The following is a 20,876-nucleotide window of genomic DNA, read 5'->3' on the forward strand; positions in this document are numbered from 1 at the left end:
CACGCTCGGGGCGACACCCCGGGCCGTTCGGCGACAACTAGCATCGGGCGCACGCGCGGCCGCCATCACGCCCGCACGCACGCCTGACGATCGACGAGAGGACGACGGTCGATGTCGACGACGACACGGGGACGCGCTGACCGCCGCCCGTCCATCACGGACGTCGCCAAGAGGGCGGGCGTGTCCGTGGGCACGGTCTCCAACGTGCTCAACCGCCCGGACCAGGTCAGCGACTCCACGCGCGACCGCGTCCTGGTCGCCATCGAGGAGCTGCAGTTCGTCCGCAACGCCTCGGCCCGGCAGCTGCGCGCGGGGACCATCCAGACCGTCGGCGCGATCGTCCTGGACATCGCCAACCCGTTCTTCACCGAGGTCGCGCGCGGCGTCGAGGACCGCCTGGCCGTCGACGAGTACACGCTGATGCTGTCGTCCTCCGACGAGGATCCCGAGCGCGAGGCCCGCTACCTGCGGCTGTTCGAGGAGCACGGCGTGCAGGGCGTCATGGTCACCCCGTCGGCCGGCTCGCTCGAGAGCGTGCTGGCCCTGCGCGACCGCGGCATCGACGTCGTGCTGCTCGACACGACCTCCCCGCTCGACGACGTCTCGTCCGTGGCCGTCGACGACGTCCGCGGCGGAGCCCTCGCCGTCGAGCACCTCATCAGGCTGGGCCACACGCGCATCGCGTTCATCAACGGGCCGCTGACCATCAAGCAGTGCCAGGACCGGCGCGCCGGCGTGCTCGACGCGCTCACCTCCGCCGGCCTCGACCCCGCCGACGCCCTGGTCGAGATCACCATCGGGTCGCTCAACGCCGACGGCGGCGAGGCAGGCATCGACGAGCTGTTCGGCCTCGACGGCGCGCGCCCGACCGCCGTGTTCTGCGTCAACGACCTCACCGCCCTCGGCGCCCTTCGCGCGCTGCGGGCCCACGGCGTCGCGATCCCCGGCGAGATGGCGGTGGTCGGGTACGACGACGTCGTCTTCGCGTCGATGCTCACCGTGCCGCTCACGTCCGTCCGCCAGCCGACCCACCAGCTCGGCTGGACCGCCGCGGACCTCCTCCTGCGCCAGCGCTCCGAGGGCGCCGCGTTCCAGCACCAGCGCGTCCAGTTCCAGCCGGAGCTGGTGGTCCGAGGCTCCTCGGACCCGACCGCCTGACGCCGAGCCGGCCCCGCCGCGCGCGCTCGCCCGTTCGCCGGACCCCGAGGCTCCCGCCGTCCGCCCGGGGGGCGGACGGCGCCGCGCCGGACGCGCGAATTCGTGAGTTTGCGACGAGATCGGCAGTTGCAACTCACGCTCTCGTCGCAAACTCACGATCTCGTCGCGCCGCCCGATCGAGACGGGTCGCCGTCGAGGGCCTCGAGCCCGGTGGTTGTCGTCGAGACCGGTGGTTGTCGCCACCGCGTTCGGCTCGGAGCACCGAGTTCGACGCGCCGCGACTCGTCGGCATCGGCGTCCGGCGTGGACGGATCGGCAGGCAAGCGCTTACCGTTGCCGACGAGCACAGCACGCAGACGCAAGGGAGCGGACGTGACGGAGTTGTCGGAGGGCCGGCTGAGGGTCGCCCTCGTCGGGACCGGGGCCATCGCCCACGCCCACGCCGGGGTCCTCGGGGCGGACCCGGGCGCGGAGGTCGTCGCCGTCGCGGACCCGAGCCCGGCCGTGCGGGACGCGTTCGCGGACCAGTTCGGCGTGCCCGGGAGGTACGACAGCCTCGAGCAGCTGCTGGAGCACGAGACGGTCGACGTGGTGCATCTCTGCACCCCGCCCGGCCTGCACAAGGACCAGGCGATCACCGCGCTGCGGGCCGGCGCGCACGTGGTCTGCGAGAAGCCGCCGGTGCTGTCCCTCGCCGACCTGGATGCGGTGCTCGAGGTCGCTCGCGAGGTCGGCCGTGAGTACGCGGTGGTGTTCCAGCAGCGGACCGGGACTGCCGTCGGCCACGTGCAGCGGCTGCTCGCGGACGGGACGCTGGGCCGGCCGCTCGTCGGGGTCTGCCACACGCTCTGGTACCGCAAGCAGGAGGACTACTACGCGGTCCCGTGGCGCGGGAAGTGGGCGACGGAGGGCGGCGGACCCCTGCTCGGGCTCGGCATCCACCAGCTCGACCTGCTCGGCTTCCTGCTCGGCGAGTGGGCCGAGGTCGACGCCCGCGCCTTCCGTCTCGACCGGGACCTGGAGACCGAGGACACGTCGACGGCGGTGATCCGGTTCGCCAACAACGCCATCGTGTCGGTGCTGACCACGGCGCTCGCCCCGCGACAGACCAGCTACGTGCGGGTGGACACCACGCTCGGGACGGTCGAGGTCGAGCACCTCTACGGTCACGACGCCCGCTCCTGGCGGCTCACGCCGGCACCGTCGGTCACGGGCGGCGACCCGGCCGCGGCGCCGTCGTCGTGGACCCTGCCCGTGGACGACGAGCCCAGCGGCCACACCCCGCTGCTCCGCGCGGTCTACGCGGCGCTGCGGGCCGGCGAGCCGTTGCCGCCGGTGGCGTCGGACCCGCACCGCTCGCTCGAGCTGGTCACCGCGATCTACGCGTCGGCATCGCTGGGTCGGCCGGTCACGAAGTCCGACCTCGCCCCGGGCAGCGAGCTGCGCCACGGCTTCCTGCACGGCATCGAAGACCTCCGCCCGTCATGACCGTCCCGACGACGTCCGCAGCCCTCACCTCCGACGGGACGTCCGCACTCGATGGGGTTCCGACCCGCACGAGTGCGGACGCAGCTGTCGGCAAGTTCGCAACGTCCGCACTTGATGGGGGCCCAACCCGCACGAGCGCGGACGTCCCGGAAGTCGGCGTGGCGCCGGACCCCCTGTTCACCGACCCCCTCGGCGCGCCCACGGACCCCACGCTGGTCGAGGGGCCCGACGGCGTCTGGTGGCTGTTCGCGACGCAGCGGCGGGTCGACGACGACCGCCCCGGGGTCAGCTGGGTGCACGGGACCGACATCGTCCGGGCGACCAGCAACGACGGCGGCCTGACGTGGACGCACCGCGGGATCGTCGAGAACCTCGACCCGCACCCGGGACAGAACACGCTCTGGGCGCCGGAGGTGGTGTTCGCGGAGGGCCGGTTCCACATGTTCGTCAGCTACATCACGGGCGTGCCGGACCGGTGGCCCGGCCACGAGCGGCACGTCCTGCACCACGTGTCCGACGACCTGGAGCACTGGGAGTACCGCGGCATCGTGCCGCTGAGCTCGGACTACGTCATCGACGCCTGCGTGGCGCCCACCGGGAGCGGCTACCGGATGTGGTTCAAGGACGAGGCCGCGGGGTCGACCACGTGGTGCGCGGACTCGCCGGACCTGGAGTCGTGGGGTCCGTCGCGGCCGGTGATCGAGGGTCGCGCGCACGAGGGGCCGAACGTGTTCACGCTCGGCGGCTGGCACTGGCTGATCGTCGACGAGTGGCGCGGGCAGGCGGTGTACCGGTCGGACGACCTGGACCGGTGGACGCGGGACGGGCGGATCCTCACGCAGGCGCCGGGCCACCACGCGGACGTCGTCGCGACCCGGGACGAGGCCTGGATCTTCTACTTCACGCACGCCGTGTCACCCTTCGGCGAGACGGCTGCCGGCGAGGAGCGTGCGACCCGACCTGCGGTGGTGCGCGTCGCGGTGGCGCGCGTGGTCGACGGCCACCTCGTGTGCGACCCCGACGAACCTGTTGAGCTGGACCTACGACGAGCGACGAGGACCCGATGATCGAGTACGGCGGCGACTACAACCCCGAGCAGTGGCCCCTGGCCACCCGCATCGAGGACGTCGAGCTGATGCAGCAGGCCGGCGTGACCCTGGTGAGCGTCGGGATCTTCAGCTGGGCGCAGCTGGAGCCCCGGGAGGGCGAGTACGACTTCGGCTGGCTGGACGACGTCCTCGACCGGCTCGCCGCCGCAGGGATCAAGGTCACGCTGGCCACGGCGACGGCCAGCCCGCCTCCGTGGCTGACGCGCAAGCACCCCGAGCTGCTTCCCGTCCTGGCCGACGGCACGGTGCTGCACCCCGGCGGTCGGCAGGCCTACCGGGTGTCGGCGCCGCTGTTCCGTGAGTACGCGCTCCGGATGACGCGGACCATGGCGGAGCGCTACGGCACGCACCCGGCACTCGCCCTCTGGCACGTCGACAACGAGCTCGGCTGCCACGTGCCGCACGACTACTCCGACGACTCGGCGGCGGCCTTCCGGCGCTGGTTGGAGGACCGGTACGGCACGGTCGACGCCCTCAACGCCGCCTGGGGCACCGCGTTCTGGTCGCAGCGGTACGACGACTTCGAGGAGGTGCTGCCCCCGCGCAGCGCCCCGACGTACCCGAACCCGACGCAGCAGCTGGACTTCGCGCGCTACAGCTCGGACGAGCTGCTGGTCCACTACCGCGCGCTGCGGGACGTCCTGCGGGAGGTCACCCCGCACATCCCGGCGACGACCAACCTCATGCTCAGCACCGGCACCAAGTGGATGGACTACTTCTCCTGGGCCGACGACCTCGACGTGATCGCGAACGACCACTACACGCGCGCCCACGACCCCGAGGCGCACATCGAGCTCGCGTTCAGCGCGGACCTGACGCGCGGGGTGGCCGGCGGCGAGCCGTGGATGCTGATGGAGCACTCGACCAGCGCGGTGAACTGGCAGCCGCGCAACCGCACCAAGCGGCCCGGCGAGATGGTCCGGCACTCGCTGGCGCACGTCGCCCGTGGTGCCGACGCCGTGATGTTCTTCCAGTGGCGGCAGTCCGCCGCCGGGGCGGAGAAGTTCCACTCGGCGATGCTGCCGCACGCGGGGACGGACACCGCGGTGTGGCGGAACACGGTGGCGCTGGGGGCGTCGTTGAAGGCCCTGGGTGAGGTGGCCTCGAGCAAGGTCCGCGCGCAGGCCGCCATCGTCTTCGACTACCCGGCCTGGTGGGGCACCGAGCTGGACAGCCACCCGTCGGCCGCGGTCACCTACCCCGACCGGGTCCTCGCGCACTACCGGGCGCTGTGGCGGCGGAACATCACCGTCGACATCGTGCGGCCGTCGGCGGACCTGTCGCGCTACGAGCTGGTCGTCGTCCCGGCGCTCTACCTGGTCACCGACGACGACGCGGCGAACATCGCGCAGGCCGCCGCCGACGGCGCGTCCGTGCTGGTCACGTACTTCTCCGGGATCGCCGACGAGCACGACCGCATCCGCCTCGGTGGCTACCCGGGCGCGTTCCGGGAGCTGCTGGGCGTCCGGTCCGAGGAGTTCTGGGCGCTGCAGGACGGCGAGGTGCTCACGCTCGACGACGGCTCGTCGGCGGACGTCTGGTCCGAGCAGATCCACGTCGGGCCGGACGCCTCCGTGGTCCGGACGTTCGCCGACGGCGACCTGGCGGGCTGGCCGGCCCTCACGCGTCGGTCGGTCGGCGCGGGAGCCGCCTGGTACCTGGCGACACGGCTCGACGCCGACGGGCTGCAGAGCGTGACGGACGCGCTGATCGCGGAGGCAGGCCTGACCCCCGGCGACGCCCCCGACGGGGTCGAGGTCGTGCGCCGCCACGCCGACGACGGGCGGTCCTGGCTGTTCGTCCTCAACCACACCGACGACGAGGTCAAGGTCGGGGCGGCCGGGCACGAGCTGCTGCGCGACGAGCCGGTGGCCGGCGGGACGCTCGTCGTGCCGCCGGGCGCGGTCGCGGTGGTGCGCGAGGGCTGACCGCCCCGACGCCCGCCGGGTCGATGAGCCGGCGGGCGTCGTCGCGATCAGAAGCCCGCGAAGCGACCGATCGCGACGAACAGCGCGAGCAGGAGCAGTGCGATGTTGGCCGGCAGCACCTGCTTCTCGCCGCGGCGCAGGTGCGCGCGGATCGCCAACGCCTGCACGATCACCAGGCCGGTCGCCGCGATGGGCGTGAGGATCGAGGCGATGCCCGTGGCCTGCGGGAGGATCAGCCCGAGCGCGCCCAGGAACTCCACGATGCCGATCAGCCGCACGGTCCCTGCCGAGTAGTCCTCGACCCAGGCCATGTTTGCCTGGAGCTTCTCCTTCGGCTGCGTCGACTTCATCAGGCCGGCGCCGAGGTAGGCGGCGGCGAGCAGCCCGGAGGCGATCCAGAGGGCGAGGTTCATGCGTGTTCTCTCTCACGGTTACTGCACTGCAGGTCGGTTACCTCTTGTGCCTGACCACATCGTGCGGAACAGTGGAGACGGAAGACAAGAAGGCACACGAATGTGCCTGTGGAGGTGTCGTCGATGTCACAGCCCGAGCTCCTGCCGGACGTCGCCTGCTCCGGCGACGCCGTGAACTCGCAGATCCGGAGCCTGCTGGACCGCATCGGCGACAAGTGGAGCCTGCTCATCCTCGGCACGCTGCAGGCCGGCCCCCAGCGGTTCACCGCGCTGCTGCGCGCCATCGACGGCATCTCGCAGCGCATGCTCACCCTCACGCTCCGCCACCTCGAGCGCGACGGCCTGGTGCGCCGCGAGGTCTACCCCGTGGTGCCGCCGAAGGTCGAGTACGAGCTCACCGACCTCGGCCACACGCTGCTGTGCCCGGTCCTGGAGCTGGTGGCCTGGAGCCAGGAGCACGCGGACGAGATCGACGGCCACCGCGCGACGTACGACGCCGCACAGGTCTGACCGCCGGGAACGTCGCTAAGGGGTCGATCCGGGCGGGTCGGGCATGTTTGGATCGACCGCATGGGCGCACTGACGATGGAGTCCCTCAACAAGACCTACGGCGACATCCGCGCGCTGCGCGACCTCTCGATGGAGGTGCGCGCGGGCGAGATCGTCGGCTTCGTCGGCTCGAACGGGGCGGGCAAGTCGACGACCATGCGGATCGTGCTCGGCGTGCTGGAGGCCGACTCCGGCGAGGTGCGCTGGGACGGCGAGCCGGTGGACCTGGCCGTGCGGCAGCGCATCGGGTACATGCCCGAGGAGCGCGGCCTCTACCCGCGGATGAAGGTCAGCGACCAGCTGGTCTACCTCGCGCGGCTGCACGGGCTGGACACGGCGTCGGCCAAGGCGGCGATGGAGCACTGGACCGAGGTGCTGGGCATCGCGGAGCGCCGCGGCGACGAGATCCTCAAGCTGTCGCTGGGCAACCAGCAGCGCGTGCAGCTGGCTGCGGCGCTGATCCACTTCCCCGACATCCTGGTGCTGGACGAGCCGTTCTCCGGCCTCGACCCCGTCGCGGTCGACGTGATGAGCGGCGTGCTGCGGGACCAGGCGGCGGCCGGCGTGCCTGTGCTGTTCTCCTCGCACCAGCTCGAGCTGGTCGAGTCCCTGTGCGACCGGGTCGGCATCATCAAGAGCGGGTCGATGGTGGCGTTCGGCGGGATCGAGGAGCTGCGTCGGACCGATCACCGGCGCTGGGTCGTCGACGGACCACCGGCCGCGTCGTGGGTGCCCGCGGTCCCGTCGGCCCGCCTGGTCTCGACGGACGGGCCGCGGGCAGTGGTCGAGGTGCAGGGCCACGCTGCCGACGACGCCGACCAGCAGATCCTTAGGGCGGCGCTGGACGCCGGCGCGGTGCGCGAGTTCAGCCTGCTGCGGCCGTCGCTGACCGAGCTGTACCGGCACGTGGTGGCGACCGACGCCGACGCGGCCGAGACCGTCGAGACGGAGGCGGTGTCCGCATGAACGCCGCCCGACCGACCGTCGTCGAGCTGTCGTCCGGCGCGGCCGTGCGGCTCATCGCGGGCCGCGAGATCAGCACCCGCATCCGGTCCAAGGCGTTCGTCTGGACCACGATCGCGCTGGTCGCGGCCGTGGTGCTGGGCGGGGTTCTGCTCAGCTTCGTCGGCAAGCAGGACAACACGCAGCACGTCGGCGTGACGTCGGAGGCCGCGGACGTCGCCGACCAGGTCGTCGCCACGGGCAAGGTCACGGGCGCGACGATCGAGACGCAGGAGGTCGCCGACCAGGCGAGCGGCGAGGCGCTGCTCAAGGACGGGACCATCGACGCGCTGATCACGTCGACGGACCCGCTGACCGTGGTGGTGCACAGCAAGCTCTCCGACTCGCTGGCCCCGGTGTTCGCGTCGCTGGCACAGCAGGAGGCGCTGGCGTCGGCGGTCACCTCGCTGGGCGGCGACCCGGGCGAGGTCGGCCGCGAGATCGCTCAGGCGTCGCCGGCCGTCACGGCGCTGGAGCCCGAGCCGGCCCGGGACGGCGCGCAGATCGCCGCCGGGTTCGTCGCCGGCATCCTGCTGTTCATCTCGCTGATGACCGCCGGGCAGCTGGTGGCGCAGGGCGTGGTCGAGGAGAAGTCGAGCCGCGTGGTCGAGCTCCTGCTGGCGACGGTCCGGCCGTGGCAGCTCATGGCCGGCAAGGTGCTCGGCATCGGGGTCATCGGCCTGTCGCAGGTGGTGCTCGTCGTCGGCGCCGGTGCCGGCACGGCCGTCGCCCTGGGGCTCGCCGACACCAGCTCGATCAACCTCGGCGTGACCGCGCTCTGGGTGGTGATCTGGTTCGTCATCGGCTTCACGATGTACGCGCTGGCGCTGGGCGCCCTCGCGGCGCTGGTGTCGCGCCAGGAGGACGTGGGGTCGGTGACCGCGCCGGTCATGACGCTGATGATGATCCCGTACATCATCGGCGTGAGCATCGCGCCGTGGGACCCGACGAACCCGCTGGTGGTCTGGCTGTCGTACATCCCGTTCTGCGCGCCCCTGCTCATGCCGATGCGGATCGCGCTGGGCGAGGTGGAGCCGTGGGAGGTCGCGCTCGCGCTCGGCCTGTCGCTCGCCCTGATCCCGGTGCTGGTGTGGTTGGCCGGCCGGATCTACTCCAACGCGATCCTGCGCAGCGGCGGCCGGGTCAAGCTCAAGGACGCGCTCGTGAAGGCCTGACTGTCGGTGGCTCCCGCTAGCGTCGGCGGGATGGAACGCGTCGACTACACCTCGACCTTCATCGTGGTCGCGCCGGACACGTCCGCGGTGGCGGGCGTGGAGCCCGTCGGCCCCACCATCGCCGCGTCCACCTTCGCGCTGATCGCCTCGTCGCCGTACGCGCTGCGGTCGTCCGACGTCATCTTCCGCGTCTGGGCGCAGCGCCACGACGTCGACGAGCTCTCGGCCGACGAGTGGGCAGCGTTCTACTCCACGTCCCACGCCTGCCTGCGGTCCAGCGACCTCGGCAAGCGGTACGGCTGGGGCATCCACGCCGACGCCGACGGGCGCCTGGCCGTGTACGCGGTCGGGTCCGCGGAGTACGCCGCCCTGGCCGGCGGCGTCGCCCCCGACGGGTCACCCGTCACGGTGACCGCGGCGATGCGGAGCTCGCGGCGGTGAGTGCCGCGTCACGGCGGCGGGGCTTGAGGCGGTCGGGTCCCGAGCCGATATAGCCCTGTGACGACCGAGCCCGCACCCCCGCGCACCGCGTGGATCATCGTGATGGCGGTCGTCGGCACCCTGTTCCTCGCGGCGAGCACGGTGACGATCGTCCTGGCCCTCCCCCGGCCGTCGGCCCCGCAGGCCTCCTGCTGGAACGGCATCGCGACCGACCCGTGCCTCCCGCTCGAGGGCCAGACCGGCGCGATGTGGGCATTCGACCCGAACCAGGTCGTCGCCTCGGACTGCGACCGGATGCGCGGCGACGACTACTTCCCCGAGGCCAAGGAGTCCTGGTACTGCACCTGGCCCGACCTCAAGGTCGACGTGTTCATCGCCCGGTTCTCCACGATCGACGACGGACCCGCGATCTGGCGGGACATCGCCGACTACAACGGCTTCACCGAGTACTACCCCGAGCGCTGGCCGACCGGCGACGCCCTCGGGCCCACGTTCTCCGGCAGCACGCCCGCGACCAAGAACTTCGACGCCCCGTTCCTCGCGCTCTGCTACGACGACATCCCGTACTGCGTCGAGATCGAGGCCGCGAGCAACCGGGGGCTGGAGACGGCCGAGGACCGGATCGGGACGCTCACCGGCGACGACGTCGACGCGTACCTGACGCAGCTCGCGAACGAGCCGGGCGGGGACGTCTGACCGAGCGGGGCGACCCGCGCCGGCAAGCCGACAAGTTGTCTACACACCTTGTCATGGGGACGGAAACTCTTCGGCGGCAGCCCACTGCGCGCGAACCCGCGGTGAGGCGGTCCGAAGCACCTACTCGAGTTGTGAACGTGGAAGCATGGCCACCATGGAAGCGCACTTGCCGGACGTGCCGGACGAGGCTTCATTGCCGGAGCCGACTGTGATCGCCAGGGGGCCCGTCAGGCCGGGTCCAGAAGTTCAGGAGGAGATGCGCGCGTACCTCCATTCAGACGAAACCCGGCTTGGGCAGGTCTACCGTCTGAACGGCGAAGGCTTCACGCCCGAGGAGATTGCTCGTCGTCTCGACGTGAGCACTTCGAACTTTGTCTGGAATTACACGCGCATGGCCGATGCTCTCCTGAACGGTGACTTGCCGTCAGCACCCACAGTTGCGCTGGGAATCGCTCGCAAATTCCGAAAGCTACTCCGAGATCGAACGCTTTCGACTGCGATGCGGGTCTACCTCGACGCGAACCTCGTGGAGTTGGAGCGCCGCGCGGACGACCCCGAGGCTCGCTCCGCGGAGATTGAGATTGCCGAGAGAAAGACTCAGGCGGTCGAGTCCCGCAACGACCGCGGGATCTACGTCTACGCCCTCCCGCATTACCTGCATTACCCGATGGACGCTTCGTCGGGTCACACGCTAATGAAAGTCGGTCGGAGCGACAGCGACGTGATCATGCGCTTCCGCAATCAGACGCGCACAACGGCGTTACCGGAGGAGCCGATCCTGCTCAGGGTTTACCGAGCGAGTCAAGAAGCTTCGACGGTTAATCTTGAAGCGACGTTCCACCGCTTACTTGAGGCTGCTGCCCATTCCAGGAGCGTCGCTCGGACGGCAGGTCGAGAGTGGTTCGTGACGAGCACTCGCTTCCTTGATGAGGTTGCCCGCGCATTGAACCTCGCCATCGACGTAGTGAACGACTACGAGGCGACGGAAGACGAGTAGTTGCGTCGAGTCGACGCACGGCAACACGACGCTGGTCTCACCCTCAGTCCCGAGCAAGCTCCCCCGCCGCGACCGATCCCGCCTCGCGGGCCCGGGTCAGGAAGTCCGCGATCACGGCGAGCTCGGGCTCCGAGTAGCCGTCGAGCAGCTGCTCCATCGACCCGTTCATCCCGGAGTACAGCTCGTAGATCTCCGCTCCCCGCTCCTTCGCGGCGCGCACGACGATGGCGCGCCGGTCCTCGGGGGAGCGCTCGCGGACGATCCAGCCGCCCTTCTCCAGCCGGTCGAGCACCCCCGTCATGGTCGCGGGGTGCAGGCCGGCCAGGCGGGCGAGGGCCGAGGCGCCGAGGGGTCCGTGGCGGCCGATGAGGTCGAGGCAGTCGAGGTCGACGTCGCGCATGTCGAGGCGCTGGCTGACCTGGTGGTTGAGCAGGTCCAGCTGGATGCTCAGGTCGCGCATGGACTCGCGCACGGTCACGGTGAGCCGACGCTTGCGCCGGCGGTCGTCGGCAGACACTTCGGAAGGCATATGTTACGGTCCTCATATCTTCTCGATCTCTGATGAGACCGTACACCCGCACCTGGAGCACATCCATGAAGCTCACGATCATCGCCGCGACCGGCGGCATCGGACGTCAGATCCTCGAGCAGGCCACCGCCGCTGGGCACGACGTCACCGCGGTGGTCCGCGACCCGAGCCGGCTGCCGAGCACGACGGCGCGCGTGGTCACCGTGGACCTGGCGAAGGACACGGCGGCCCTGCAGAGCGCCGTCGCCGGCGCCGACGCGGTCCTGTCGGGGCTCGGCGCGCGGACGAGGTCCGACGAGGGCATCGCGACCCGCGGGACCCGCGCGATCGTCGACGCCATGCGGGCGACGGGCTCGACGCGGCTCGTCGTGGTCAGCGCGGCGCCCATCGGGACCGTGCCCTCCCCGGAGATCCCGCGCCCGCCGAAGCACGACGACGGCGACGGGTTCTTCATGCGCCACCTGGTCAGCCGCATCCCGAAGGTGCTGTTCAAGGCCCACTACGCGGACCTCGCCGCGATGGAGGACGTGGTCCGCGCCAGCGGGCTCGACTGGACCATCGCGCGCCCGCCGAAGCTGACCGACAAGCCCCTCACCGGCGAGTACCGGACCGCGCTCGACCGGAACATCCGCGGCGGCTGGTCCGTCTCGCGCGCGGACGTCGCCCACCTGATGCTCCGGGTGCTCGACCAGCCCGAGACGGTCGGGCACGTGGTGGGCGCCGCGAGCTAGCGGACACGCGACGGGCCGTGTCGGACCCGGCGGCGACAATGAGCCGTGTCCTTGCTGCTGCTCGTCGACGACCCCTCGCGCCCCGGAGTCGTCGTGCTGCAGTCGCTGTCCGACGACGGGTCGCACGAGGCGTCGTCGGACGTCGCGGTCGGGGACCTGGCGGCGGCGGTCCGGGAGCGCGAGGCGGACCGGCCGCGGTGGGTGTGGGACGACACGTCCCGCCGCTATCCGCCCCTGCTGGCCGCCGGCGTGCGGGTCGAGCGGTGCCACGACCTGCGGCTCTGCCACGCGATCCTGCGGCGGAGCATCTACTCGCAGTCGTCCGCGCTTGCGCAGGCCGACCCCGGCCCGTGGGACGGACCGCGCACGTCGGCGCCCGTCGAGGTCAGCCTGTTCGACGAGCCGCGCGCGGAGGCCCCCGACGACGCCCTGGACGAGCTGCGACGCCAGCTCGCGGCGGTGGCCGGCGCCGACGAGCCCGGCCGCCTGCGCCTTCTCCTCGCCGCCGAGTCGACGGGCGCGCTCATCGCGGCGGAGATGCAGCACGACGGCATGCCCTGGAGCGTCGAGGCTCACGACGCGCTGCTGACCGACCTGCTGGGTCCGCGTCCGCGCAGCGGGCGGCCCGCCAAGCTCGAGGCGCTCGCCGACGAGGTCCGCGCGGCGCTCGGGCAGCCGTCGCTCAACCTCGACTCGCAACCCGACCTGCTGCGCGGCCTGCGGTCGGCCGGGTGCGACGTCGAGTCCACGCGCACGTGGGAGATCAAGGAGCTGGAGCACCCGGTGCGCGATCCTCTGCTCTCGTACAAGAAGCTGTCGCGCCTGCTCAGCGCCAACGGCTGGGCGTGGATGGACGCGTGGGTGCACGACGGCCGCTTCCGCCCCGACTACGTGCCCGGCGGGGTGGTGACCGGCCGGTGGGCCACCAGCGGCGGCGGGGCCCTGCAGCTGCCCGCCAGCATCCGCTCGGCGGTCCGAGCCGATCCCGGCTGGAAGCTGGTCGTCGCCGACGCAGCGCAGCTGGAACCCCGGGTCCTCGCCGCGATGTCCGGCGACGGCGCCATGGCCGCGGCCGGTCGCCAGGCGGACCTCTACCAGGGCGTCGTCGACGCGGGCATCGTCGAGACCCGGTCCGAGGCCAAGTACGCGATGCTCGGCGCCATCTACGGCGCGACCACGGGCCCGTCGGCCGTCCTCATGCCCCGCCTGACCCGTGCCTATCCGCGCGCCGTCGCCCTGGTCGAGGCCGGCGCCCGGGCCGGCGAGCGCGGCGACGTCGTCGCCACCTGGCTCGGCCGCACCTCCCCGCGCCCGAACGCGGACTGGCAGTCGGAGCTCGCCGCCGCCTCGGCGGAGGGCGCCGGTGCCGACGACGTCCGCGCCGCCCGTCGGCGCGGCCGCGACTGGGGCCGGTTCACACGCAATTTCATCGTGCAGGGGACGGCCGCCGAGTGGGCCCTGTGCTGGATGGCGTCCCTGCGGCGCCGGCTCCTGGAGCTGGAGGGCCGGCCGCACCTGGTGTTCTTCCTGCACGACGAGGTCATGGTCCACTCGCCCGCGGCAGTCGCCGACGAGGTCGCGGCCGCCGTGCGGTCGTCGGCGATCGAGGCCGGGCGGCTGCTGTTCGGGGACACCCCCGTGGAGTTCGCGCTCGACGTCGCCGTCGTGGACACCTACGACCAGGCGAAGTAGATCAGTGGCTGAGGATCAGCTTGAGCGCGATGACGAGCAGGCCGAACGCGCCCGCCATGGCGGTCTCCGCGACGAGCTTGCCGCCCCGCACCCCGGCCCGGTGAGCCGCGAGGGCCGCCACGGCCGCCAGCATCGCGACGGTGAACCACAGGGAGAGGAAGGCGGCGTTCGCGACCGTCATGCCGAGCAGCCGCCCGACGAAGAACACCACCAGCACGGGGAGGCTGCCCAGCAGGACGCCGGTGTTGTTCCGCAGCGCGTGGCGCAAGCGGTGCGTGGACGAGTGCTCGATGTCGTCGAACCGGCCACCGACCGCGTCCGCGTAGACGTGCGCCAACCAGTACGTCACCGAGACCAGCGCCGTCGCGATGAGGACGGTGTCGCCGCTCTCGAAGCTGGCGCTGGTCGTCGCGAGCACGACGGCCGAGACGAGCGCCCCGTACAGCAGCTCGGCCGGGCCCTTGCTGCGCAGGAATCGGCCGACGAAGGTGAGCGAGCTGTCGGAAACCATCGAACCTCCGTCGTCGACCGGCACTGCACCCATCGTCTCCTACGCGGGCGCGCGCCGCGTCACGGGCCCACCGGCCAGGTCTGCAGGCGCCCGCACATGCCGTACCGCCGCGGCGCCGGGGCCGGCTCGACGGCGGTCGCAGTCCCCCGGGCCAGGAACGGCGCGACACCGCGGACGAGCCCCTCGAGCGCCTTCGCGGTGACGTCCGTCTCCCGCGTAGACGTTCCGCGTCCACACGTCCTGCCAGTGCGGCACCAGCGGCCGGACGATCCGGGCGGCAGCCTCGTGCAACGGCTTCATGGCCTCGGCGGCCCCGACCCGGTCGACGGCGGCGCGCAGCTCGGCGTACCCCTCGAGCGCGAGGTCGCGGCGGCGACGGGCGGCGGCCGCGAGCTCGTCGTCGGAGGCGCCGTCCGGGAGCGTGGCGGCCTCGCGGTACGCGGCCGGGTCGGCCAGCACCGCGGCGGGGAACGTGAGCACCGCGTCTCCGGCCTCGGGCAGGCCCGCGTTCGACATGAGGACGAGCACCTCGAGGTCGCCGTCGTTCACGGCGCGGTGCACCACGCCGGGGCCGAACGAGACGACCGATCCCGGCCGCAGCGGATGGACCTCGGCGCCCGCCACGCTCAGCGTGCGCACCGACCCGGAACCGCCGAGGACGACGTAGGCCTCCGACGAGACGACGTGCAGGTGCGGTGACCCGCTGCCGGCCCGGCCGACCCCGTCGGGCGCGAGCCAGTCGTAGACCCGCAGATGGCTGATCGACACACCGCCGGGGAGTCCGCTCATGCCCCCAGCATCCCGCCGCCGGCGCTCACGCAGCCAGCACCTGGGCGCCGAGCGTGGCCAGCTCCGCCGCCGACGAGGGGTCCGACGCGCCGTCGGCGATGACGACCGCGTACCGGAACGTCAGGGTGTCGCCGGGTCCGAACGGCACCTCGGTCGAGAAGAAGGGCGCGGGGTTGAGGCAGCCGAACAGCTCGGTGCGAGCGAACCACTGCGGCGGGTGCGACGGGTTGTCGGTGCCGTCGACCATGACGACCGTCGAGGTGCCCCCGCTCTCGTCGTGCCGGCCGACGAACCCCATCCACGGACCGCGCGTCCCGCGGATCTCCTCGCCGCCGGCGAAGTCCGGGGCCAGCAGGGTGCCGCCGGTGAACGACCGAGGGCCGCGCCAGAACAGCCCGCCGTAGCCGGCGTTCTCCCGGCCGCGGGTGGTCGGCGAGCCGATGGTCAGGTCGGCGGCCGACACGTTGCTCATGGTCGTCGCGAAGGTCAGCACCCAGGCGTCGTCGCGACCCGCCGGGACGACGAAGCCGACCGTCCGCGTCTCGTCGATCACGTGCTCGCCGCCCTGTGTGTGCCACGCGAGCGTGTGGGCGAGGTCGACGCGGTCCGCCGACACGGTCAGCGCCGTCAGGTCGACGTGGTCCATCGACCCGTCGTTCTCGAGCTGCACGTAGCCCTCGCCGTGCACGTAGGTCGGCCCGCCCCAGAAGTTGTGGTCGCCGACCACGGGGAGCGACCACGCGATGCCCTTGTGCCAGACGTGGTCGTGGGGCCGGAACGCGGTGACCAGGTCGCCGCCCCGCGTCCGGACCGGGTGCAGGTAGGGGCGCGGGCTCTCCAGCTGCACGTCGGTGGGCACGTAGACGTAGCGCGCGAGGGCGGTGCCACCGAGCTCGACGTCGACGGCCCGGCCGACGTCGTGGACCGCGCGGAGGCCGCTCATCGGGCGAGGTCCGCGCCGAGGTCCAGGTCCGCGATGGTCACCGGCAGGCCCGTGACCAGCGACTGGTTGCCCGCGATGCCGACCGCCACGGCCCGCAGCCCGTCGAGGTACCCCGCCGGACGGCCGAGCTCGTCGTCGGAGACCCGCAGATGGCGTCGGAACACGTCCTTCAGCAGGATCGCGTCACCGCCGCCGTGCCCGCCGATGCCGTCGGGGATCGCGAACTCGGTCGCCCGCTCCCAGTGCTTCTGCACCAGCAGCCGCTCCCCCTCGGGGCGCAGGGTGTCCGACGACGCGGTCGGGGTGGCCGACGGGTCCAGGATCGCGTTGCCGTCCTCGTCCAGCTCGATCGCGCCGCGCTCGATGACCTCGAGCTCCGCGCGGCCCGCGGTCCCGTTGACCGTGACGCGGTAGCCCTCCCAGGGGCTGTGGGCGTTGAGCGAGTAGGTCAGGTTGGCGCCCCGGCGATAGTCGACCAGCAGCGCCATGTTGTCCTCGATGGTGATGCCCGGGCCGAAGACGTCCTGGTCGCGCAGGTAGCCGTCGTGCTGCTCGGCGTCCAGGTAGAGCGCCTTGAGGCGGGGGTCGTCGTTGAGGTCGAGCGTGAAGGGGTCGCCGACGACGCCGGTGCCGCGGGTCGGTCGGGCACCGAGGCCCCGGTCGGTCGCGTTGCGGTCGCCGTAGAACTTCAGGCCGCCGCGGGCGTAGACCCGGGCCGGCACGTCGCCGATCCACCAGTTGACCAGGTCGAAGTGGTGGCTCGACTTGTGCACCAGCAGGCCGCCGGAGTTCTTCTTGTCGCGGTGCCAGCGGCGGAAGTAGTCGGCGCCGTGCACGGTGTCGAGCGCCCACTCGAAGTGCACGCTGGTCACCTCGCCGATCTCCCCCGAGGCAATGACCTGGCGCAGCGAGGAGTTCCGCGGCGCGTAGCGGTAGTTGAACGTCATGACGACGTCCCGACCTGTCTCCGCGACCGCGCCCGTGATGCGCCGGCAGCCCGGCCGGTCGATCGTCAGCGGCTTCTCGACGACGACGTCGGCCCCCGCGGCGAGGGCCCGCGCGACCAGCTCGGCGTGGGCGTGGTCGGGCGCGGTGACGACGACGACGTCGACCGACTGCTCCGCGATCATCTTCTCGAGCCCGTCGGGCGCGTACGTCGGGAGCTCCGCCGGCCGCCCGAGGGCCTCGGAGACCACCGCCTCGTAGTGCGCCATGCGGCCCGGGTTCGTGTCGAGCAGCGCGACCAGCGACGCCACGTCGGCGTGCTCGCCGGTGATCGCGCCGATGTACATGCCCGCCCGGTGGCCCGTGCCGACCACGGCGTACCGCCGCTGCTGACCCTCCGGCGCGGGGGCGAACTCGGGGATCACGCCGACGCCGGCGGCCGTGCTGCTGCTGGATGCGGGACGGGGAGCGGTCGGGTTCTGGTCGATCACGGGTGTCCTCGGTGTGTGTCGTCGCCTCGTTGCGCGGACTTGGAAAGCGTTGTCCGTCGCCTTGTAGCCTAAGCGGTGGAGCCCGTCCCCGACAGGCCCCACGCCCAACCGATCACGGGTCGGACACCTGCCCGGCCCAGCCCCGCCCGCACGTCAGCCCGACCCGCACGCTCGCGTGCAGACTTCGTTCCGCTCGGCGCGACAAAGTCTTCACGCGAGGACCGGACCAGCACCCGTCACGACCGACCGACCGTCCGACACCAGGGCGTCGCCGCCCGACCGTCAGGAGTCCCGATGCCCCAGCGCGCCACCGTCCTGCTCCACCCCGACTTCCGCGTCGGGGAGATCGACCGCCGCGTGTTCGGCTCGTTCGTCGAGCACCTGGGCCGCGCGGTCTACACGGGCATCTACGAGCCGGGCCACGAGACCGCCGACGAGCACGGGTTCCGCCGCGACGTCGCGGACCTGACCGGCGAGCTCGGCGTGAGCATGGTCCGCTACCCCGGCGGCAACTTCGTCTCCAACTACGTGTGGGAGGACGGGGTCGGGCCCGTCGAGGAGCGCAAGCCCTTCATCGACCTGGCCTGGCGGACCATCGAGCCCAACACGGTCGGCACCGACGAGTTCCTGCAGTGGGCCGAGCGCGAGGGCATCGAGCCGATGATGGCCGTGAACCTGGGTACCCGCGGGGTTGCCGCGGCGGCGGCGCTGGTGGAGTACTGCAACGGCCAGGCCGGGTCGCGATGGGCCGACCTGCGGATCGCGAACGGCCGGGAGAAGCCGTACGCGGTGAAGCTCTGGTGCCTCGGCAACGAGATGGACGGGCCCTGGCAGATCGGGCACAAGGACGCCGACGAGTACGGCAAGCTCGCGGCCGAGGCCGGCAAGGCCATGCGGCTGGTGGACCCGTCGATCGAGCTGGTGGTGTGCGGGTCGTCGTCGATGATGATGGACACGTTCGGCTCGTGGGAGCAGACGGTGCTCGACCACACGTGGGACGTCGTCGACCACCTCTCGATGCACGCGTACTACGAGGAGCTCGACGGCGACCGCGCCTCGTTCCTCGGGTCGGGCACCTCGATGGACCGGTTCATCCGGCGGGTGGTCGCGAGCGCCGACGCGGTGGCCGCCCGCCGCCGGTCCGACAAGGTGGTGACCATCTCGTTCGACGAGTGGAACGTCTGGTACCTGCAGTCGCGGTTCGTCGGCGAGAAGAACCTCCCGCTCCAGCGCGACGCCCCGCGGATCATCGAGGACGTCTACTCGGCGCTCGACGCGGTGGTCGTCGGCGACCTGCTGGTGACCCTGCTCAACCACGCCGACCGCGTGCCGGTGGCCTGCCTGGCCCAGCTGGTCAACGTCATCGCGCCGATCATGACCGAGCCCGGCGGCCCGGCCTGGCGGCAGCCGACGTTCCACCCCTTCGCGACGACGGCCCGCCTGGCGCACGGCACCGCGCTCGACCTGCGCGTCTCGGGCCCGTCGATGCCGACGAGCGCCCACGGCGACGTCCCCGTGGTCACCGCCGCGGCGACGCTGGACGGCTCCGACGCGGCGGTGTTCCTGGTCAACCGCTCGGCGGAGCCGGTCGAGGTCGAGCTCTCGCACCCGGGGGTGGCGCTGACGCTCGGCCGTGGCGTGCAGGTCACGGCCGACCACGAGCCCGCCGTCGAGGGTCCCGCGCACGCCGCGGCCGTGGCCGAGCGCCACGTGTCCGAGGTGGACGGGCCTCCAGCCGGCACCGCCCGGACGGTCCTCGTTCTCGCCCCCGAGTCGTGGACCGCCTTCCCCGGCACCCTGGCCCGGGACTGATCGCCGCGCCCGGCGGCCCCTCCGACTTGCCGAGCGGTGGCACGATCGACGGATGAGACGCATCGGGCTCGCGATCGGTTGGCTGCTGGGCCTGGTCGCCGCGGGCATCGTCGGGTTCGTCGTCGCGGCGCGTCTCAGTCCGAAGCCGGCGTCCGCGGTGCTGCGACGCAACTTCGACAGGCACGGCTCGGCCCGCTTCACGGCGACCGCTCCGTTCGTCCCGACGCACGTCACCTCCCAGCTCGACATCCCGTACCGCGACGGGGACCGCGACGCGCGCCTCGACGTGCACCGGTCGACGGCCGCCGACGGGACGCTCCCCACGATCGTCTGGGTGCACGGTGGCGCGTGGCTGTCGGGCAGCAAGGACCTCATCGCCAACTACCTGCGGGTCGTCGCCGGCGAGGGCAGCACCGTGGTGGGCATCGGCTACTCGATCGCGCCGCGGGCGACCTACCCGACCCCCGCCCTGCAGGTGCTCGACGCGCTCGCGTACCTCACCGAGCACGGCGAGGAGCTGGGCATCGACCCGAAGCGCCTCGTCCTGGCGGGTGACTCCGCCGGCGCACAGATCGCGTCCCAGGTCACCGGCATGGTGGTCGACCCGGCGTACGCCGCCTCGATCGGCGCCCACCCGCGCATCACCGCCGACCAGATCCTCGGCACCGTCCTGTTCTGCGGGGTCTTCGACATGTCGCTCGCGCGCGGCCTGCGGGGCCGGGACCGGTGGTTCGTCGACTCGGTGATGCGCTCGTTCACGGGCTCGTCGGCCTTCCTGGACGACCCTCGCTTCGCCGGGATCTCCGTGGTCGAGCACCTCACCGCCGACTTCCCGCCGACGTTCGTCTCCTGCGGGAACGCCGACTCGGCGCTGCCCCACTCCCGCTCGCTCGTCGCCAGGCTCGAGTCCCTGGGGGTCCGGTACGAGACCCTGTTCTTCGACGACGACCACGTGCCGCCGATCGGGCACGAGTTCCAGTTCCACGTGGGCACCGAGGAGGGCCAGCTGGCGCTGAAGGCGATGCAGAAGTTCGTCGCCGGGCTGCCCTGACCCGCGGTCAGGCGACCGCCGGCGTCGGCAGGTCGGGCGCCGCCCGCCACAGGGCCACCGCCGCGACGACGGTGACAGGCACCCAGAGCAGCCGCTCGACCAGCGACGGCGACGCGAGGTTGAGCACCGCTCCCGCCGCCATGACTACCGACGCCGCCTGGAGCACGCGCCGCCGGACCGTGGGCGACCCCACCCGCCCGGCCGCGACCGCCGCGACCGCGAGGTAGACCGGGACGGCGATCGCGCTGGAGATCCGCTGCTCCGACGCCAGCACCCCGCTCGTCGCACCGCCGTAGGCCGCATCGCCCCACGGGGCGCCGAGCGCGAGGGCGGCCTGGAACGCAGCCGTGGTCACCATGAGGCCGGCGGCCAGCCGACCCGCCCGCGTGCTCTCGTTCGTCATGAGGCGATCCAAGCATATCTGGC

General features: G+C 72.2%; 21 protein-coding genes. 14 read left to right on the forward strand and 7 right to left on the reverse strand.

Going from position 1 to position 20,876, the window contains the following annotated elements:
* Positions 1-111 precede the first annotated feature (111 nt).
* The 4 genes from AC1DWH_RS16465 to AC1DWH_RS16480 all read left to right on the forward strand — a co-directional run bounded on the left by AC1DWH_RS16465 (position 112) and on the right by AC1DWH_RS16480 (position 5,683).
* Entirely contained in the window at positions 112-1,158 is a 1,047-nt protein-coding gene (locus AC1DWH_RS16465) for a LacI family DNA-binding transcriptional regulator (protein WP_477094584.1), read from the forward strand.
* A gap of 372 nt (positions 1,159-1,530) precedes the next feature.
* Positions 1,531-2,646 carry a Gfo/Idh/MocA family protein gene (locus AC1DWH_RS16470; RefSeq protein WP_477094585.1) on the forward strand — a complete coding sequence of 372 codons (1,116 nt, stop codon included), beginning with the start codon at positions 1,531-1,533 and terminating at the stop codon, positions 2,644-2,646.
* Between the two features lie 158 nt (positions 2,647-2,804).
* A complete protein-coding gene (locus tag AC1DWH_RS16475; protein ID WP_477094586.1) occupies positions 2,805-3,713 on the forward strand; it encodes a glycoside hydrolase family protein in 909 nt (302 codons plus the stop codon).
* Positions 3,710-5,683, forward strand: coding sequence for a beta-galactosidase (locus AC1DWH_RS16480; protein WP_477094587.1), 1,974 nt, complete (start codon positions 3,710-3,712; stop codon positions 5,681-5,683). Before AC1DWH_RS16475 ends, AC1DWH_RS16480 begins: the two co-directional genes overlap by 4 nt.
* Positions 5,684-5,730: 47 nt before the next feature.
* On the opposite strand, the gene AC1DWH_RS16485 is transcribed toward AC1DWH_RS16480, so the two are convergent.
* Positions 5,731-6,096 carry a DoxX family protein gene (locus tag AC1DWH_RS16485; protein WP_477094588.1) on the reverse strand — a complete coding sequence of 122 codons (366 nt, stop codon included), beginning with the start codon at positions 6,094-6,096 and terminating at the stop codon, positions 5,731-5,733.
* Positions 6,097-6,219: 123 nt separating this feature from the next.
* Here AC1DWH_RS16485 and AC1DWH_RS16490 point away from each other — a divergent pair, with 123 nt between their 5' ends.
* The 6 genes from AC1DWH_RS16490 (at position 6,220) to AC1DWH_RS16515 (ending at position 10,956) form a co-directional block, all read left to right on the forward strand.
* Entirely contained in the window at positions 6,220-6,606 is a 387-nt protein-coding gene (locus AC1DWH_RS16490) for a winged helix-turn-helix transcriptional regulator (RefSeq protein WP_477094589.1), read from the forward strand.
* Between the two features lie 60 nt (positions 6,607-6,666).
* Positions 6,667-7,611 (forward strand): ABC transporter ATP-binding protein, encoded by a 945-nt coding sequence (locus AC1DWH_RS16495; RefSeq protein WP_477094590.1) that lies wholly within the window; start codon positions 6,667-6,669, stop codon positions 7,609-7,611.
* Positions 7,608-8,822 (forward strand): ABC transporter permease, encoded by a 1,215-nt coding sequence (locus AC1DWH_RS16500; RefSeq protein ID WP_477094591.1) that lies wholly within the window; start codon positions 7,608-7,610, stop codon positions 8,820-8,822. Before AC1DWH_RS16495 ends, AC1DWH_RS16500 begins: the two co-directional genes overlap by 4 nt.
* Before the next feature lie 30 nt (positions 8,823-8,852).
* Positions 8,853-9,263, forward strand: a complete 411-nt coding sequence (locus AC1DWH_RS16505; protein WP_477094592.1) for a DUF6157 family protein — start codon at positions 8,853-8,855, stop codon at positions 9,261-9,263.
* Positions 9,264-9,320: 57 nt separating this feature from the next.
* Positions 9,321-9,959, forward strand: a complete 639-nt coding sequence (locus AC1DWH_RS16510; protein ID WP_477094593.1) for a hypothetical protein — start codon at positions 9,321-9,323, stop codon at positions 9,957-9,959.
* A gap of 145 nt (positions 9,960-10,104) precedes the next feature.
* A complete protein-coding gene (locus AC1DWH_RS16515) occupies positions 10,105-10,956 on the forward strand; it encodes a GIY-YIG nuclease family protein (protein WP_477094594.1) in 852 nt (283 codons plus the stop codon).
* Positions 10,957-10,999: 43 nt separating this feature from the next.
* On the opposite strand, the gene AC1DWH_RS16520 is transcribed toward AC1DWH_RS16515, so the two are convergent.
* Positions 11,000-11,485: a MarR family transcriptional regulator gene (locus tag AC1DWH_RS16520; protein WP_477094595.1), complete on the reverse strand. Its 486-nt coding sequence runs from the start codon at positions 11,483-11,485 to the stop codon at positions 11,000-11,002.
* A gap of 65 nt (positions 11,486-11,550) precedes the next feature.
* Between AC1DWH_RS16520 and AC1DWH_RS16525 the strand changes: the two genes are divergently transcribed.
* Entirely contained in the window at positions 11,551-12,216 is a 666-nt protein-coding gene (locus AC1DWH_RS16525) for an NAD(P)-dependent oxidoreductase (protein ID WP_477094596.1), read from the forward strand.
* A gap of 51 nt (positions 12,217-12,267) precedes the next feature.
* Entirely contained in the window at positions 12,268-13,908 is a 1,641-nt protein-coding gene (locus AC1DWH_RS16530; protein ID WP_477094611.1) for a bifunctional 3'-5' exonuclease/DNA polymerase, read from the forward strand.
* 1 nt (position 13,909) lies between these two features.
* Here AC1DWH_RS16530 and AC1DWH_RS16535 read toward each other — a convergent pair whose 3' ends face one another.
* Genes AC1DWH_RS16535 through AC1DWH_RS16550 form a run of 4 tightly spaced genes read right to left on the reverse strand, consistent with a single transcriptional unit; the run spans position 13,910 to position 17,587 of the window.
* Entirely contained in the window at positions 13,910-14,419 is a 510-nt protein-coding gene (locus tag AC1DWH_RS16535) for a hypothetical protein (RefSeq protein WP_477094597.1), read from the reverse strand.
* A 39-nt stretch (positions 14,420-14,458) separates the two neighbouring features.
* On the reverse strand, positions 14,459-15,208 hold the full coding sequence (locus tag AC1DWH_RS16540; RefSeq protein WP_477094598.1) for a cupin domain-containing protein: 750 nt from the start codon (positions 15,206-15,208) through the stop codon (positions 14,459-14,461).
* A gap of 25 nt (positions 15,209-15,233) precedes the next feature.
* Complete coding sequence (locus AC1DWH_RS16545; RefSeq protein WP_477094599.1) at positions 15,234-16,151, reverse strand: DUF6807 domain-containing protein; 918 nt, start codon at positions 16,149-16,151, stop codon at positions 15,234-15,236.
* The gene (locus AC1DWH_RS16550) at positions 16,148-17,587 is read right to left on the reverse strand and encodes a Gfo/Idh/MocA family protein (RefSeq protein ID WP_477094600.1); all 1,440 of its coding nucleotides are present in this window, start codon (positions 17,585-17,587) and stop codon (positions 16,148-16,150) included. The genes AC1DWH_RS16545 and AC1DWH_RS16550 overlap by 4 nt, the downstream gene beginning before the upstream one ends.
* Before the next feature lie 294 nt (positions 17,588-17,881).
* Between AC1DWH_RS16550 and arfA the strand changes: the two genes are divergently transcribed.
* Both arfA and AC1DWH_RS16560 read left to right on the forward strand, forming a co-directional pair.
* On the forward strand, positions 17,882-19,399 hold the full coding sequence (gene arfA, locus AC1DWH_RS16555; RefSeq protein ID WP_477094601.1) for an arabinosylfuranosidase ArfA: 1,518 nt from the start codon (positions 17,882-17,884) through the stop codon (positions 19,397-19,399).
* A 52-nt stretch (positions 19,400-19,451) separates the two neighbouring features.
* Positions 19,452-20,450, forward strand: coding sequence for an alpha/beta hydrolase (locus AC1DWH_RS16560; RefSeq protein WP_477094602.1), 999 nt, complete (start codon positions 19,452-19,454; stop codon positions 20,448-20,450).
* Between the two features lie 7 nt (positions 20,451-20,457).
* Here the strand turns inward: AC1DWH_RS16560 and AC1DWH_RS16565 are convergent, their stop codons facing one another.
* Complete coding sequence (locus AC1DWH_RS16565; protein ID WP_456844126.1) at positions 20,458-20,853, reverse strand: hypothetical protein; 396 nt, start codon at positions 20,851-20,853, stop codon at positions 20,458-20,460.
* Positions 20,854-20,876 lie beyond the last annotated feature (23 nt).

It is taken from the genome of Cellulomonas sp. P2_F12 (genome assembly GCF_056403775.1).